The organism is Pseudomonas chlororaphis subsp. piscium (assembly GCF_003850345.1).
In the GTDB taxonomy this organism is placed as follows: domain Bacteria; phylum Pseudomonadota; class Gammaproteobacteria; order Pseudomonadales; family Pseudomonadaceae; genus Aquipseudomonas; species Aquipseudomonas piscium.
Genome location: NZ_CP027707.1, coordinates 1,324,571 through 1,340,502, shown reverse-complemented (window position 1 = coordinate 1,340,502; position 15,932 = coordinate 1,324,571). Strand labels below are relative to the sequence as shown.

16 protein-coding genes are annotated in these 15,932 nt (G+C 58.8%); 1 reads left to right on the top strand and 15 read right to left on the bottom strand.

What is annotated here, in order from left to right; all coding sequences use genetic code 11:
• Positions 1-50: 50 nt before the first annotated feature.
• The 15 genes from rnhB to rpsB all read right to left on the bottom strand — a co-directional run bounded on the left by rnhB (position 51) and on the right by rpsB (position 14,712).
• On the bottom strand, positions 51-683 hold the full coding sequence (rnhB, locus tag C4K38_RS06035; protein ID WP_053278322.1) for a ribonuclease HII: 633 nt from the start codon (positions 681-683) through the stop codon (positions 51-53).
• 11 nt (positions 684-694) lie between these two features.
• Positions 695-1,825: a lipid-A-disaccharide synthase gene (gene lpxB, locus C4K38_RS06030; RefSeq protein WP_053277645.1), complete on the bottom strand. Its 1,131-nt coding sequence runs from the start codon at positions 1,823-1,825 to the stop codon at positions 695-697.
• 2 nt (positions 1,826-1,827) lie between these two features.
• Positions 1,828-2,604 (bottom strand): acyl-ACP--UDP-N-acetylglucosamine O-acyltransferase, encoded by a 777-nt coding sequence (gene lpxA / locus C4K38_RS06025; protein WP_025806631.1) that lies wholly within the window; start codon positions 2,602-2,604, stop codon positions 1,828-1,830.
• Positions 2,601-3,041: a 3-hydroxyacyl-ACP dehydratase FabZ gene (gene fabZ / locus C4K38_RS06020; protein ID WP_007924058.1), complete on the bottom strand. Its 441-nt coding sequence runs from the start codon at positions 3,039-3,041 to the stop codon at positions 2,601-2,603. Before fabZ ends, lpxA begins: the two co-directional genes overlap by 4 nt.
• A gap of 109 nt (positions 3,042-3,150) precedes the next feature.
• A complete protein-coding gene (gene lpxD / locus C4K38_RS06015) occupies positions 3,151-4,206 on the bottom strand; it encodes a UDP-3-O-(3-hydroxymyristoyl)glucosamine N-acyltransferase (protein WP_053277644.1) in 1,056 nt (351 codons plus the stop codon).
• Between the two features lie 3 nt (positions 4,207-4,209).
• The gene (locus tag C4K38_RS06010; protein ID WP_007924063.1) at positions 4,210-4,713 is read right to left on the bottom strand and encodes an OmpH/Skp family outer membrane protein; all 504 of its coding nucleotides are present in this window, start codon (positions 4,711-4,713) and stop codon (positions 4,210-4,212) included.
• A gap of 45 nt (positions 4,714-4,758) precedes the next feature.
• On the bottom strand, positions 4,759-7,149 hold the full coding sequence (bamA, locus tag C4K38_RS06005) for an outer membrane protein assembly factor BamA (protein WP_053277643.1): 2,391 nt from the start codon (positions 7,147-7,149) through the stop codon (positions 4,759-4,761).
• A gap of 74 nt (positions 7,150-7,223) precedes the next feature.
• The gene (rseP, locus tag C4K38_RS06000) at positions 7,224-8,576 is read right to left on the bottom strand and encodes a sigma E protease regulator RseP (RefSeq protein ID WP_053277642.1); all 1,353 of its coding nucleotides are present in this window, start codon (positions 8,574-8,576) and stop codon (positions 7,224-7,226) included.
• 53 nt (positions 8,577-8,629) lie between these two features.
• On the bottom strand, positions 8,630-9,820 hold the full coding sequence (gene ispC, locus C4K38_RS05995; RefSeq protein ID WP_053277641.1) for a 1-deoxy-D-xylulose-5-phosphate reductoisomerase: 1,191 nt from the start codon (positions 9,818-9,820) through the stop codon (positions 8,630-8,632).
• Complete coding sequence (locus C4K38_RS05990; protein ID WP_053277640.1) at positions 9,817-10,623, bottom strand: phosphatidate cytidylyltransferase; 807 nt, start codon at positions 10,621-10,623, stop codon at positions 9,817-9,819. Before C4K38_RS05990 ends, ispC begins: the two co-directional genes overlap by 4 nt.
• On the bottom strand, positions 10,623-11,378 hold the full coding sequence (gene uppS, locus C4K38_RS05985) for a polyprenyl diphosphate synthase (protein WP_053277639.1): 756 nt from the start codon (positions 11,376-11,378) through the stop codon (positions 10,623-10,625). Before uppS ends, C4K38_RS05990 begins: the two co-directional genes overlap by 1 nt.
• Before the next feature lie 16 nt (positions 11,379-11,394).
• Positions 11,395-11,952: a ribosome recycling factor gene (gene frr, locus C4K38_RS05980; RefSeq protein WP_053277638.1), complete on the bottom strand. Its 558-nt coding sequence runs from the start codon at positions 11,950-11,952 to the stop codon at positions 11,395-11,397.
• Positions 11,949-12,692 carry a UMP kinase gene (gene pyrH, locus C4K38_RS05975; RefSeq protein ID WP_007924076.1) on the bottom strand — a complete coding sequence of 248 codons (744 nt, stop codon included), beginning with the start codon at positions 12,690-12,692 and terminating at the stop codon, positions 11,949-11,951. Before pyrH ends, frr begins: the two co-directional genes overlap by 4 nt.
• A gap of 208 nt (positions 12,693-12,900) precedes the next feature.
• Complete coding sequence (gene tsf, locus C4K38_RS05970; protein ID WP_007924077.1) at positions 12,901-13,767, bottom strand: translation elongation factor Ts; 867 nt, start codon at positions 13,765-13,767, stop codon at positions 12,901-12,903.
• A 204-nt stretch (positions 13,768-13,971) separates the two neighbouring features.
• Positions 13,972-14,712, bottom strand: coding sequence for a 30S ribosomal protein S2 (gene rpsB / locus C4K38_RS05965; RefSeq protein WP_007924078.1), 741 nt, complete (start codon positions 14,710-14,712; stop codon positions 13,972-13,974).
• A gap of 407 nt (positions 14,713-15,119) precedes the next feature.
• Between rpsB and map the strand changes: the two genes are divergently transcribed.
• Positions 15,120-15,902 (top strand): type I methionyl aminopeptidase, encoded by a 783-nt coding sequence (gene map / locus C4K38_RS05960; RefSeq protein ID WP_023969788.1) that lies wholly within the window; start codon positions 15,120-15,122, stop codon positions 15,900-15,902.
• The last annotated feature ends 30 nt before the right edge of the window (positions 15,903-15,932 follow it).

Below are 15,932 nucleotides of genomic sequence, written 5' to 3'. Positions count from 1 at the left end.
CAAAAACAACAAGGCCCGGATTGTACCGGGCCTTCGCTAAAACATCAGCCTCAGGACTGAATCTCGCCCGCGTTCTCACGGGCTTCATAGGCTTGGCGCACCGGTGCGAACGAGCGCCGGTGAATCGGCGTCGGCCCCAGGCGGGCCAGCGCTTCCAGATGAACGGGCGTCGGATAGCCCTTGTGCCCGCCGATGCCATAACCGGGGTAGATCAGCTCGAACGCCGCCATCTCGCGATCCCGGCTGACCTTGGCCAGAATCGATGCCGCGGCGATCGCCGGCACCTTGCTATCGCCCTGGACCACGGCTTCGGCAGGCATCGACAGTTTCGGGCAACGATTACCGTCGATCATCGCCAGTTTCGGGGTCACGCTCAGCCCTTCTACCGCGCGCTGCATGGCCAGCATGGTGGCATGCAGGATATTCAGTTCGTCGATTTCCTCGACTTCGGCGCGGGCAATGCACCAGCTCAGGGCTTTCTCACAAATCTCGTCGTAGAGCTTTTCGCGACGGGCCTCGGTGAGTTTCTTCGAGTCGTTCAGGCCAATAATCGGCCGATTCGGATCGAGAATGACCGCGGCCGTGACCACCGCGCCGCACAAGGGGCCGCGCCCTACTTCGTCGACACCGGCCACCAGGTCTTCGGCATCGGCCACCAGCGAGAAATCCAGTCCCATCTGCATCTTTTCGTTACTCATGCCGGTTTGCCAATCAGGTTCAACACCGCTTCAGCCGCCTGGTTGGAGGCGTCCCGGCGCAGGGTACGATGGATCTCGTCAAACCCGCGAGTCTGCTCCTGGCCATCTTCGATCAAAGGCGACAGGGTCTGGGCCAGGGCCTCTGCAGTGGCGTCGTCCTGCAGCAGCTCAGGAACCAGCAGGCGTTGGGCCAGCAGGTTCGGCAGGGAAATATAAGGACTCTTGACCATGCGCTTGAGAATCCAGAAGGTCAGCGGCGCCAGGCGATAGGCGACGACCATCGGGCGCTTGTACAGCAGCGCCTCAAGGGTCGCGGTGCCGGAAGCGATCAATACCGCGTCGCAAGCCGCCAGCGCCTGATGCGACTGGCCGTTGAGCAGGGTCAGCGGCAGGTCGCGACCGGCCAAAAGCTCTTCCAACTGAACGCGCCGTTCGGGACTCGCGCAGGGCATGACGAAACGCACCCCTGGACGCAAGGCGCGCAGGCGTTGCGCGGCATCGAGGAACAAGGCCCCGAGGCGCCCGACTTCGCCACCACGACTGCCCGGCATCAGGGCCACCAGCGGCCCCTCGGGCAAGCCCAGCTCAGCGCGAGCCGCGGCCCGATCGGCCTCCAGCGGAATGGCGTCAGCCAGGGAGTGCCCGACAAACCGCACCGGCACGCCCTTCTCTTCATAGAATTTGGCTTCGAACGGGAACAGCGTCAGCATCAGGTCGCAACCTTCGCGGATCTTCAGCACGCGCTTTTGCCGCCAGGCCCAGACCGAAGGGCTGACGTAGTGCACGGTCTTGATGCCGGCCTGACGCAACTGGAGTTCGATATTCAGGTTGAAATCGGGGGCGTCGATGCCGATGAATACGTCCGGCTTCTCGGCGATCAGGGTCTGAACCAGTTTCTTGCGCCGGGCCAGCAGTTCGCGCAAGCGTCCCAGGACCTCCACCAGCCCCATGACCGCCAGGCGCTCCATTGGGAAGTAAGAGGTCAGCCCTTCGGCCTGCATCAGTGGGCCACCGACACCGATAAATTCAACGGCGGGATGCTGGGCCTTGAGCGCGCGCATCAAACCGGCGCCAAGAATGTCGCCGGAAGCCTCGCCAGCCACCAGCGCAATACGCAGTTTGCTCATGATTAACGGGTGATGCCGCGAGTCGAAGACTGGATCGAGTCACGAAATACCGCGACTTCGGGAAATTGTGCAGCAGCCTCTGCCAGCTCGGCGAGTGCCTGGTCGACGGTCAAACCCTGGCGATAAACCACCTTATAGGCTCGACGCAGGGCGTGAATCGCGTCTTCGCTGAAACCACGACGGCGCATACCCTCGAAGTTCATGCTGCGTGCTTCGGCCGGGTTGCCAAAGACTGTGACAAAGGCCGGAACATCCTTGCCGATCGCCGTCCCCATGCCGGAAAAGCTATGGGCGCCGATATGGCAGTACTGGTGAACCAGGGTGAAGCCGGACAGGATCGCCCAGTCGTCCACATGTACATGGCCGGCCAACGCTGTGTTGTTGACCAGGATGCAATGGTTGCCGATCACGCTGTCGTGACCGATATGGGCGTACGCCATGACCAGGTTGTGATCGCCGAGGGTGGTCTCGGAACGATCCTGGACAGTGCCACGGTGAATGGTCACGCCTTCACGAATGACGTTGTGGTCACCAATTACCAGGCGGGTTTCCTCGCCCTTGTACTTAAGATCGGGAGTGTCTTCGCCTACCGAGGAGAACTGGTAGATACGATTGTGCTTACCGATCCGGGTCGGGCCTTTGAGAACCACATGCGGCCCGATCACCGTACCCTCGCCGATTTCCACACCGGCGCCAACGATCGACCACGGGCCAACCTCAACGTCGTCGGCCAGAATGGCCGTCGGATCGATGATTGCGCGAGGGTCAATCAAACTCATAGTTTGCGTTCCGCACAGATGATTTCAGCGGAGCAGACTGGCTTGCCGTCGACCGAGGCCTGGCATTCGAATTTCCAGATCTGGCGCTTGCAGCTGATGAACTTGGCTTCCAGGATCAACTGGTCGCCCGGCAGTACCGGCTGGCGGAAGCGCAGCTTGTCGGAACCGACGAAGTAATAGAGGGTGCCATCGGCCGGCTTCACGTCCAGCATCTTGAAACCAAGAATGCCCGCAGCCTGAGCCATGGCTTCGATGATCAGCACGCCCGGCATGATTGGATGCGCGGGGAAGTGACCATTGAAGAAAGGTTCGTTGATGCTGACATTCTTGTAGGCACGAATGCACTTGCCTTCAACATCCAGGTCCACCACCCGGTCCACCAACAGGAACGGGTAACGGTGAGGCAGGTATTCGCGAATCTCGTTGATGTCCATCATTTCGGGGGGAAGCCTGTAGTAAAGATTGGGAGCGCGCGACTAACGCACACTCCTCTAGCAAATCAAGGAGGCAGTCTAACGGCTGTGCACACTTGATATGGAAATGGTATCAGCCATCTGATGAAGCTTTACCGTCGGGGGTCACGTCCCCTACGCGCTTTTCCAGTTGTCGCAGGCGTCGCGCGAGATCATCGAGCTGACGGATGCGTGCCGCGCTTTTGCGCCACTCGGCAGCAGGCTGCATGGCTGTACCGGAAGAGTAGGAACCCGGCTCGGTAATCGAGTGGGTCACCATGGTCATCCCGGTCAGGAAAACGTTGTCGCAAATATCGATGTGGCCAACCAGCCCGACACCGCCGGCGAGCATGCAGTGCTTACCGATCCGGGTGCTGCCGGAAATACCGACACAGGCTGCCATGGCGGTGTGATCACCGACCTGGACGTTGTGGGCGATCTGAATCTGGTTATCCAGCTTCACACCATTGCCAATGACGGTATCGGCCAGCGCACCGCGATCGATAGCAGTATTCACGCCGATCTCGACATCATCGCCAATGGTGACACCACCAACCTGCGCGATCTTCTGCCAGATGCCCTTCTCGTTGGCGAAACCGAAACCTTCGCCACCAAGTACCGCACCGGACTGAATGACCACACGCTTGCCGATACGCACATCGTGGTAAAGCGTCACACGCGGAGCCAACCAGCCGCCCTCGCCAATCTGGCAACGAGCACCGATAAAACAATGAGCACCGATCGTCACACCCGCGGCGATTTGCGCGCCGCTCTCGATGACCGCAAACGCGCCAATACTGGCAGCCGTGTCGACCACAGCATCCTCGGCAATGACCGCAGTCGGATGAATACCGGCTGGCGCCTTGGGCTTGGGATCGAACAGGTGGGAAATCCGTGCGTATGACAGGTAGGGATCGGCCACTACCAAGGCATCACCGGCATAACCTTCGGCATCCGCCGCCTTCAGCAGCACGGCTCCTGCCTGACTGTCCGCCAGGTACTTACGGTATTGGGGATTTGCCAAAAAGCTCAACTGAGCTGGGCCAGCCTCCTGCAAGGTGGCTAGCCCAGTGATTTCTTTCTCTGCGGAGCCACGTAAAGTGGCTCCGAGGAACTCGGCCAGCTGGCCGAGCTTTATAGTCGCTGTCATGGGTTACTTCAGCTGATTCATGCGCTCGATAACCTGGCGAGTGATGTCGTACTGAGGTTTGACATCAATCACTGCACCGCGCTCGAACACCAGGTCAAAACCACCTTTCTTGATGACTTCTTCCACGGCGCTGTCGAGTTTCGGCTTCAGTTGCTTGAGCATTTCACGATCGGCAACGGCCTTGGCTTCGTTCAGTTCCTTGGACTGGAACTGGAAGTCGCGGGCTTTCTGCTTGAATTCGAGCTCCAGGCGCTCACGCTCGCCTTGCTGCATCTTGTCGCCACCGGCAACCAGACGATCCTGGATACCCTTGGCGCTGCTTTCCAGGGTTTTCAGCTTGTTCAACTGCGGGCCGAACTTCTTCTCGGCATCCACTGCATATTTCTTCGCAGCATCGGATTCCAGCAGAGCCATCTGATAGTTCAGTACGGCGATTTTCATGTCGGCGAAGGCCGGACCTGCTACCAGGACAGTCGCCAGGAGAACCAATTGAGTCAACTTACGCACGATGCACTCCTACAAAATCCATTGTCGTTATCTTGGGTCGGACTCTTAGAAAGTCTGACCGAGGGAGAATTGGAACACCTGGGTTTCAGCGTCGTCAGGTTTCTTGATCGGCATCGCCAGAGCAAAGCTCAGCGGGCCCAGAGCGGTTACCCATGTCACGCCGACACCCACGGAACTGGCCAGATTGCTCAGGCTGATGTCGTTACATTCTGTGTTGGCCGACGACGAAGCAATAGTGTTCGTAGTCTTCGTGCACTTGGAGTCAAACACGTTACCCACGTCCCAGAATACGGAAGTGCGCAGGGAGCGCTGATCCTTGACGAACGGCATCGGGAACAGAACCTCGACACCACCTTGAATCAGCACGTTACCACCGAACGGCAGCGGATCCTGATCGGGATCGCGCGAAGTACCAGCGTTACCTGTCACATCCGCACCACGACTCGGCGTACTACGCGGGCCCAGGGTACTGTCCTTAAAGCCACGAACCGAGTTGAAACCACCAGCATAGTAGTTTTCATAGAACGGCAAGCCGTCGGTCGAACCATAACCGTCGCCATAACCCAGCTCGGTGTGCAGGCGCATGGTGTATGTGTCAGTCAGCGGTTGGAACAACTGGCCACGGTAGTCGAGCTTGAAGAACGACAGGTCGCTGCCCGGAGTAGTGGTTTCCAGTACCAGGCTTTGGGAGTGACCACGGGTCGCCAGAACACCTTTGTTCAGGGTCGACTCGGACCAGCCGGCCGAAGCCTTGAAGTTCAGGTAGTTGTCGCCTTCGCGGTTAACGAAGTCGAAGATCTCGTCGACGGTATAACGACCGGTCTTGATCTTGTCTTGCTGTGCGGTCAGGCCGAAGGTCAGACGCGAAGTCTCGCTGATCGGGTAACCAACGCTGACGCCAGCACCCAGGCTGTCTACCGCATAGCTAGCCACGTCGACATCGAGGTCGTCGTAGTCAGTGGTGCGATAGAACGCGTTGTAACCCAGGCTCACGCCATCGGCAGTCCAGTAGGGGTCGACATAACCGAAGTTGTAACGGCTCTGGTATTCGCTGCGAGTCAAACCGATGCTGACCTTGTTACCGGTACCCAGGAAGTTGTTCTGGGTGATCGAGCCACCGAGGATCAAACCAGCGCTCTGGGCGAAACCGACGCTGGCGGTAATCGAACCGGAAGCCTGCTCTTCAACCGCGTAGTTGACGTCTACCTGGTCGTCGACACCTGGCACGGCCGGGGTTTCGACGTTGACTTCCTTGAAGAAGCCCAGGCGTTCCAGACGGGTCTTGGACTGGTCGATCAGGTAGGTCGAAGCCCAGCCACCTTCCATCTGACGCATTTCGCGACGTAGCACTTCGTCTTCGGACTTGGTGTTGCCGCGGAAGTTGATGCGGTTCACGTAGGCACGCTTGCCGGGATCGACCACGAAAGTGATATCGACCGTGTGATCTTCGTCGTGAGGCTGCGGAACGCCGTTGACGTTGGCGAAGGTATAACCCTCGTTGCCCAGGCGACGGGTGATCAGCTCGGAAGTGGTGGTCATCAATTTACGCGAGAACACCTGGCCCTTCTCGACCAGCAGCAGCGACTTGACCTGGTCTTCAGGCACTTTCAGGTCACCGCTGAGCTTCACGTCACGAACGCTGTACTTCTCGCCTTCGTTGACGTTCACAGTGATGTAGACGTGTTTCTTGTCCGGGGTGATCGAAACCTGGGTCGAAGCGATATCCATGTTGATATAGCCACGGTCCAGGTAGTAGGAGCGCAGGCGCTCCAAGTCACCGGAGAGTTTCTCACGGGCATACTTGTCGTCGTTCTTGAAGAACGACAACCAGTTGGTGGTTTTGAGTTCGAACAGTTCGACCAGGTCTTCGTCCGGGAATACGGTGTTGCCCACGACGTTGATGTGCTGGATGGCAGCTACGGTGCCTTCGTTGATATTGACCTTCAACGCCACACGGTTGCGCGGCTGTGGAACCACTTCGGTATCGACGGTGGCCGAGTAACGACCCTGAGCGACATATTGGCGCTGCAGTTCGTTACGAACACCTTCAAGGGTCGCACGCTGGAAGATTTCGCCTTCTGCGAGACCGGATTGCTTGAGGCCTTTCATCAGGTCTTCAGTGGAAATCGCCTTGTTGCCTTCGATTTCGATACTGGCGACGGATGGACGCTCGACTACCGTGATGACCAGGACATTGCCATCGCGGCCCAGCTGGATATCTTGAAAGAAGCCGGTTTTGAACAGCGCACGAGTGGATTCCACCAGGCGACGATCATCCGCCTGCTCACCGACGTTCAACGGCAAGGCCCCAAAGACGCTACCCGCGGAGACCCGCTGGAGGCCATTGACGCGGATATCGGAGATAGTGAAGGACTCGGCGTGAACTTCGGCGATCATCAATACGGAGAGAACCGCAGTTAGCAGCAGACGTTTCATGAAGTCCTTTCTTATTCCAACTGGCAATAAAGAAACTGCCGCAAAATGCGGCAGATTCGCAATTCAGCGAAGCGTTACAGACGACCCAGATCGTTGACCAAGGCAAGCAACATCACCCCGACCACCAAACTGATACCAATCTGTATCCCCCAACCTTGCACCCGATCCGACAAGGGACGACCACGCGCCCACTCGATCAGATAAAACAACAGATGCCCCCCATCCAGTACAGGAATGGGCAGCAAGTTCAGAACCCCTAGGCTAATACTCAGATAAGCAAGGAAATTCAAGAAATCAGCAACGCCCGACTGGGCAGAAGCGCCCGCCACTTTAGCAATGGTTATCGGTCCACTCAAGTTTTTTACCGAGAGCTCGCCGAACAACATTTTCTTCAGTGAATCGAGGGTCAGCACGCTCATGGTCCAAGTACGCCGGGCTCCCTCGCCAATGGCGGCCAGCGGACCATAACTGACCTCGCGAAGCATTTCCGGTGGCCAATCGACCGCCTTCACCCCAGCCCCAAGATAACCACTGGCAACCTTCTCTTTACCACGCGCGGCCAGGGTCACCGGGACGTCGATTTGAGCACCATCACGCTCGACGCGCAGCACAATTTTGGTATCAGGACGTACACGCACCCAGTCGACGACCTGCTGCCAATCGGTCAGCGCCTGACCATCCAGCGCCAGCAAGCGATCGCCGGTTTTCAGGCCAGCCGCCTGGGCCGGGCCTTTCGGATCGAGCTCGGCCAGAACGGGGGCGAGCGCCGGGCGCCAGGGACGAATGCCCAGGGAACGAATAGGATCAGGCTCATCGGTCCCCTTGAGCCAGTTGTCGAGCACCAGTTCGCGTGGCGAATCGGCGGTCGAACCCTGCTCGCGCACCAGCAACTGCAAGGTGCCGCTTTCGCCCAGACGCCGAATCAGCTGCAGGTTGACCGCCGACCACCCCACGGTGGGCTCGCCATCTATTGCAACAATTTCCTGACCAGAACTCAGGCCAGCCTTGGCGGCAATGCTTCCTGCCTCGACGCTGCCGATGACCGGACGCACCTGCTCGGCACCGAGCATCGCCAGCCCCCAGAAGAACACCAGCGCCAGTAGGAAGTTGGCGACAGGACCGGCAGCAACGATGGCGATACGCTGGCGCACTGACTTGCGATTGAATGACTGATCGAGCTGGTCGACGGGCACTTCACCTTCGCGCTCGTCGAGCATCTTCACGTAGCCGCCTAGCGGAATGGCGGCAATCACGAACTCGGTACCTTGCCGGTCATGCCAACGCAGCAGCGGCATGCCGAAGCCCACGGAGAAACGCAGAACCTTGACGCCGCAACGACGCGCCACCCAGAAGTGACCGAATTCATGGAAGGTGACCAGCACACCCAGGGCAATCAGGGTGCCGACAATCATATAGAGCGCGCTCATCTACTTTCTCCGCAATCCTATCCAGTACCGATACGCTCGGGCTTGTCGCGACTTTACCGGCTGTTGCGACCCAGCCACTGCTCAGCCAGGGCACGGGCTTTGGCGTCCGCCGCGAACACGGCGCTCAGCTCATCGACTGCAACAACCGGTTCAAGGCTTAATACTTCTTCGATGATACTCGCGATCTCGGGGTAGCGGATGCGCCGTTCGAGAAACGCGGCAACAGCCACCTCGTTGGCGGCGTTCAGCATGGCCGGCGCGCTGTTGCCAGCCTCGGCGGCCTGGCGCGCCAGGCGCAAGCACGGGAAACGCTCTTCATCAGGCGCCTGGAAATCCAGGCGCGCCACGGCGAACAGGTCCAGTGGCGGCACGCCGGAGTCGATCCGCTCCGGCCAGGCCAGGGCATTGGCGATCGGCGTGCGCATATCCGGGTTGCCCAACTGGGCCAGCACCGAACCATCCACATAGTCGACCAGCGAATGAATCACACTTTGCGGATGAATCACCACCTCGACCTGGGCAGGCTTGGCATCGAACAGCCAGCACGCCTCGATCAACTCGAGGCCTTTATTCATCATGCTGGCTGAATCGACGGAGATCTTGCGCCCCATGGACCAGTTGGGGTGGGCACACGCCTGCTCCGGCGTTACCTGCTCCAACTCGGACAGCGGAGTTTGCCGGAACGGACCACCGGAGGCAGTCAGCAAAATGCGTCGCACCCCCACATTGCTCAACCCGCGGGAAAAGTCCGCGGGCATGCACTGGAAGATGGCGTTGTGCTCACTGTCGATGGGCAGCAGCACCGAACCACTCTTGCCCACCGCTTGCATGAACAGCGCGCCAGACATGACCAGCGCTTCTTTATTAGCCAGAAGGATTTTCTTGCCAGCCTCGACGGCGGCAAGGGTCGGACGCAAGCCCGCGGCACCGACGATAGCCGCCATGACCGCGTCGACTTCAGGGGCGGAAGCCACTTCACACAAGCCCTCCTCGCCCACCAATACACGGGTGCGCGAGCCGGCATTGCGCAAATCTTCCTGCAGACTGCGCGCGGCAGCGATATGCGGGACGACGGCAAAACGGGGAGCGTGACGGATACAGAGCGCCAGCAACTCGGCCAGGCGACTGAAACCGCTCAGGGCGAAGACCTGATAACGCTCGGGATGACGGGCAATGACGTCCAGGGTGCTGAGGCCGATAGAACCAGTGGCCCCGAGAACCGTAATCTGCTGTGGGCGACTCACAATGCAGCCATCCACAACAGCACCGCGAATACCGGAATGGCCGCGGTCAGGCTGTCGATACGGTCGAGCACGCCACCATGACCCGGCAGCAGGTTACTGCTGTCCTTGATCCCGGCCTGGCGCTTGAACATGCTTTCGGTCAGGTCGCCGACCACCGAGATGAACACCACGACAGCTGCGCCCAGCAAGCCAAGGATGATCTGCCCGACGGACCAGCCTGCAACCAGACCGACCACAGCAGCGATCACCAGGCTCAGTAGCAGACCGCCATACACCCCTTCCCAGCTCTTGCCCGGGCTGACCTGCGGCGCTAGCTTGCGCTTGCCGAACGCCTTGCCGGAGAAGTAGGCGCCAATATCAGCGCCCCAGACCAGCACCATCACCGCCATGATCAACCAGTTACCCAAAGGCTGCTGCTTGATGAAAACCAGGCCTTGCCAGGCCGGCAGCAGAATCAGCAGACCGATCACCAGCTTGGCCGCGGCACCCGCCCAATGCTCGCTGGTACGCGGATAGGTGAGCACCAGGAAAGTCGCCAGCCCCCACCAGAGCACCGCTGCACCGAGCACCCAGGGCGCGATACCTGGCAACAATTGCATCAGGAACAACAGCGCAGCGACCACTACTGCATAGGCAATACGCGTCGGCTGAGCCTCGAAACCCGCCAGGCGCGCCCACTCCCAGGCCCCGAGGGTCACCACCAGCCCGATAAACAGGGCGAAGGTGGAACCTTCGAGCAGGAAAAAACCGCACAAGGCGATCGGCAGCAGGATCAGCGCAGTGATGATTCGTTGTTTGAGCATTAAACCCGGGCTCCAGCCTCGACCTGCTCGCTCGTTTTACCGAAGCGGCGCTGGCGAGAAGCGTAATCGGCCAGCGCAGCGCGCATGGCATCGTGTTTGAAGTCCGGCCAGAACAGGTCGGAGAAGTACAGCTCGGCATAAGCCAGCTGCCAGAGCAGGAAATTGCTGATGCGGTGCTCGCCACCCGTACGGATGCACAGGTCCGGCAACGGCAGGTCGCCAGTCGCCAGGCAGGCTTGCAACAACTCAGGGGTAATGTCGTCAGGACGCAGGTGCCCTGCCTGAACTTCCCGCGCCAGGCGCTGAGCGGCCTGAGCGATATCCCACTGACCGCCATAGTTGGCAGCGATCTGCAGAATGAAGCGGTCACTCCCCGCGGTCATCGCTTCCGCCTCGCGCATCGCCGCCTGCAACTCGGGATGGAAGCGCGAGCGATCGCCAATGATGCGCAGGCTGATGTTGTTTTCGTTGAGGCGCTTGGCCTCACGGCGCAACGCCTTGAAGAACAGGTCCATCAAGGCACTGACTTCATCGGCCGGCCGCTGCCAGTTTTCACTGGAGAAGGCGAACAGCGTCAGCACCTCGACCTTGGCCTCGGCGCACACTTCGATGACCGCACGAACAGCATCGACACCCGCTTTATGCCCGGCGACACCCGGCATAAAGCGTTTTTTTGCCCAGCGATTGTTGCCATCCATGATGATCGCGACATGGCGCGGCACCGAAGACGGTACAGGCTGCTTGGTCTTGTCCATGAAAACGTCCTGACCCTTATACGGCCATCAGGTCCGCTTCTTTTTGCTTCACAGCGACTTCAATTTCCGCCACGAACTTGTCGGTCAGCTTCTGGATGTCATCGGCGGCGCGACGCTCGTCGTCTTCGCTGATTTCTTTCTCTTTGACCAGGTCCTTGAACTGACTCAGCGCGTCACGACGCACGTTGCGCACGGCAATACGAGCGTCTTCGGCCGCTTCGCGAGCCTGCTTGGTGAAGCCCTTGCGGGTTTCTTCGGTCAGCGCTGGCATGGAGATCAGCAGCAGCTCACCCAGGTTGGTCGGGTTGAAGCCCAGGCCGGAGCTCTGGATCGCCTTGTCCACCGCCGCCAGCATGTTGCGCTCGAAGGCCACGACCTGCAGGGTGCGAGCATCTTTCACGGTGACGTTGGCCACCTGGTTGATCGGGGTATCAGCGCCGTAGTAAGGCACCATCACGCCAGCCAGGATGCTTGGGTGAGCCTGGCCGGTACGGATGCGGCTGAATGCATGCGCCAAGGATTCCAGGGACTTCTTCATGCGCTCTTGAGCGTCTTTCTTGATTTCGTTGATCATTGTTCGCCTTCCTCGATCAGGGTTCCTTCAGCGCCGCCATGCACGATGTTCAGCAGGGCGCCGGGCTTGTTCATATTGAATACGCGCAACGGCATCTTATGGTCGCGGCACAGGCAGATCGCCGTCAGATCCATGACACCCAGCTTGCGATCCAGCACTTCATCGTAGGTCAGATGATCGAACTTCTCGGCATGCGGGTCTTTGAATGGGTCTGCGGTGTACACACCGTCAACCTTGGTTGCCTTGAGCACTACGTCGGCATCGATCTCGATCGCCCGCAAGCATGCTGCGGAGTCGGTGGTGAAGAACGGGTTGCCGGTACCGGCAGCGAAGATCACCACTTCCTTGGAGTTCAGATGACGCATCGCCTTGCGACGGTCATAGTGATCGGTCACACCCACCATGGAAATGGCCGACATGACGATAGCCGAGATATTCGCACGTTCCAGCGCGTCGCGCATGGCCAGGCCGTTCATCACAGTGGCCAGCATGCCCATGTGGTCGCCTGTCACCCGATCCATGCCGGCCGCGCTGAGCGCCGCGCCGCGGAACAGGTTGCCACCGCCGATGACCAGGCCGACCTGAACACCGATGCCAACCAGCTGGCCGACTTCCAGCGCCATGCGATCCAGCACCTTAGGGTCGATCCCGAACTCTTCCGAGCCCATCAGGGCCTCGCCGCTAAGCTTGAGTAGAATGCGTTTATAGCGAGCTTGATAACCACTGCCCTGCTGAGCCATTGCGAATCTCTCCTGCGGCGTATTTAAAAAATTCTTTGCAAGCTGTTTGCAGCCTGCGTTCACTCTAGCTTGACGCTGTCACAGCGCCATCAGAACACGACTTTGTAAACCGGTTCCGAAGGCAACCAATTAAATTGGTTACCGCATTTGAAAAGAGGCTGCGCGCGTGAGCGGGCAGCCTCTTTCGGGCGACAGTTGAAAAACCGTCTTACTGTTGCTTGGCAGCAGCCAGTTGTGCGGCAACTTCTTCAGCGAAGTTGTCTTCTTTCTTCTCGATGCCTTCACCTACTGCGAAGCGGGTGAACGAAACGATTTCAGCGCCGCCTTTCTTGGCCAGGGCACCTACGGTGACTTCTGGATCCTTGACGAAAGCTTGCTCAACCAGGCTGGCTTCGGCCAGGAACTTGCTGATACGGCCGCCGATCATTTTTTCAACGATTTCGGCTGGCTTGCCTTTCATCTTGTCTTCGTTCAGCTGCAGGAACACGGCTTTTTCGCGTTCGATGGCTTCAGCGGAAACTTGCGATGGCAGCAGGAACTCAGGGTTGCTTGCAGCCACGTGCATGGCGATGTCCTTGGCCAGTTCTACGGAACCGCCTTTCAGGACAACCGCAACACCGATCTTGTTACCGTGCAGGTAAGTACCGACCACGTCACCTTCAACGCGAGCCAGACGACGGATGTTGACGTTCTCGCCAGTTTTACCAACCAGAACCAGACGGTCAGCTTCTTGAGCTTCGATCAGCGGAGCGGCGTCGGTCAGCTTGTCAGCGAAAGCTTTTTCCACGCTGGCAGCAACGAATGCCTTGAAATCGTCCTGCAGAGCCAGGAAGTCGGTCTGCGAGTTGACTTCCAGCAGAACGGCGGCTTTACCGTCGTCCTTGATGGCGATGGCGCCTTCAGCAGCGATGTTGCCTGCTTTCTTGGCAGCCTTGATGGCGCCCGAAGCACGCATGTCATCAATGGCTTTCTCGATGTCGCCGCCAGCCTTGGTCAAGGCTTTCTTGCAGTCCATCATGCCTTCGCCGGTACGCTCGCGCAGTTCTTTAACCAACGCTGCAGTAATCTCTGCCATTTTCAAATTCCTCTTGGATAGGTTTTCAACCATTCCACCCGACTCAACGGGCGATCGATTCTTGAGCTGCGCTCTCGAAAACCCTTGATAGCCGCCACACATGACAAGAACTGCAGGGGCGCCATCGGTAAATGATTTTCGAGGTGGCAAAAAGGGGGCCTAGCCCCCTTTTTGCGTACTGAGTAAACGCTAAGCGTCAGTTACTCAGGCTTCAGCTGCCGGCGCTGGAGCGTCTTCAGCGAATACTTCGGTGCCGCCAGCAACGTTGTTGCGGCCACGGATCACGGCGTCAGCCATCGAACCCATGTACAGCTGGATGGCGCGAATGGCGTCATCGTTGCCTGGGATGATGTAGTCAACGCCTTCCGGGCTGCTGTTGGTATCGACAACGCCGATGACCGGGATGCCCAGCTTGTTGGCTTCGGTGATCGCGATGCGCTCGTGGTCAACGTCGATTACGAACAGTGCGTCAGGCAGACCGCCCATGTCCTTGATACCACCCAGGCTACGATCCAGCTTTTCCAGATCGCGAGTGCGCATCAGCGCCTCTTTCTTGGTCAGCTTGGCGAAGGTGCCGTCTTCCGACTGAACTTCCAGGTCACGCAGACGCTTGATGGAAGCACGGATGGTTTTGTAGTTGGTCAGCATGCCGCCCAACCAGCGGTGATCGACGTACGGCGAACCGCAACGTGCTGCTTCTTCAGCAACGATCTTGCCAGCGGAACGCTTGGTGCCGACGAACAGAATCTTGTTTTTGCCCTGGGCCAGACGCTCTACGAAAGTCAGAGCTTCGTTGAACATTGGCAGGGTTTTTTCAAGGTTGATGATGTGAATCTTGTTACGCGCGCCGAAAATGTACTTGCCCATTTTCGGATTCCAGTAACGGGTTTGGTGACCGAAGTGCACACCGGCCTTCAGCATATCGCGCATGTTGACTTGGGACATGATAGTTCCTTAATAAGTCGGGTTAGGCCTCCACGTATCCCAATGACCAACCAACAGCTTGTGCTGAGGGCACCCAGGTCATCGTGTCGACACGTGTGTGGGTTTAGGCTTTTCGGGGCATCCCCGGAAAGCGGCGCATTTTATACCACAAGAAGGCTAAAAACGGAACCAGGATTCTCATTTCCCCCGGAGCGCTTTTTTGCTCCCCCCTTGGAATCGGGCCAGAATGCTCCACTGTTATAGAAAGAAGCGACGCACAGAGCCTCAGATTTGCCCCGGGGCTCTGTTAGAATCGCACCTTTGAGGCTTTTGAAAGCGCGGCGACCCCACAGCGGGTTCAGCCTTCGATACACCGTTTTCAAGCCATTCCTTGTTTATCCGCGCCACTGAGCGTCAAGAGAGCCTGTATGACCGTCACCCTCAAAACTCCCGAGGACATCGCAAAAATGCGTGTCGCCGGCAAACTGGCCGCCGAAGTGCTGGAAATGATTGCCGAGCATGTCAAACCCGGTGTGACCACCGAAGAGCTGGACCGCATCTGCCACGACTACATCGTCAATGTGCAGCAGGCGATTCCCGCGCCTCTGAATTACAAGGGTTTCCCCAAGTCCATCTGCACCTCGATCAACCACGTGGTGTGCCACGGCATCCCGAACGAGAAGCCGCTGAAGGATGGCGACACCCTGAACATCGACGTCACCGTCATCAAGGACGGTTACCACGGCGACACCAGCCGCATGTTCCACGTCGGCACCGTGCCGGTCTGGGCCGAGCGCCTGTCGCAGATCACCCAGGAATGCATGTACAAGGCCATCGAACTGGTCAAGCCGGGCTGCCGCCTGGGCGATATCGGCGAAGTCATCCAGAAGCACGCTGAAAAGAATGGCTTCTCGGTGGTTCGCGAGTTCTGCGGCCACGGTATCGGCAAGGTGTTCCACGAAGAGCCGCAGATCCTGCACTACGGCCGCGCCGGCACCGGCATGGAACTGAAAGCCGGCATGACCTTCACTATCGAGCCGATGATCAACCAGGGCAAGGCCGACACCAAGGTGCTGGGCGACGGCTGGACCGCGATCACCAAGGATCGCAAGCTCTCCGCACAGTGGGAACACACCCTGCTGGTGACCGAGACCGGCTACGAGATCTTCACCCTGCGCAGCGATGACACCATCCCCCGCGTCTCGGCCTGATCCACGCAACTGCGCCCTACCTATTAGATA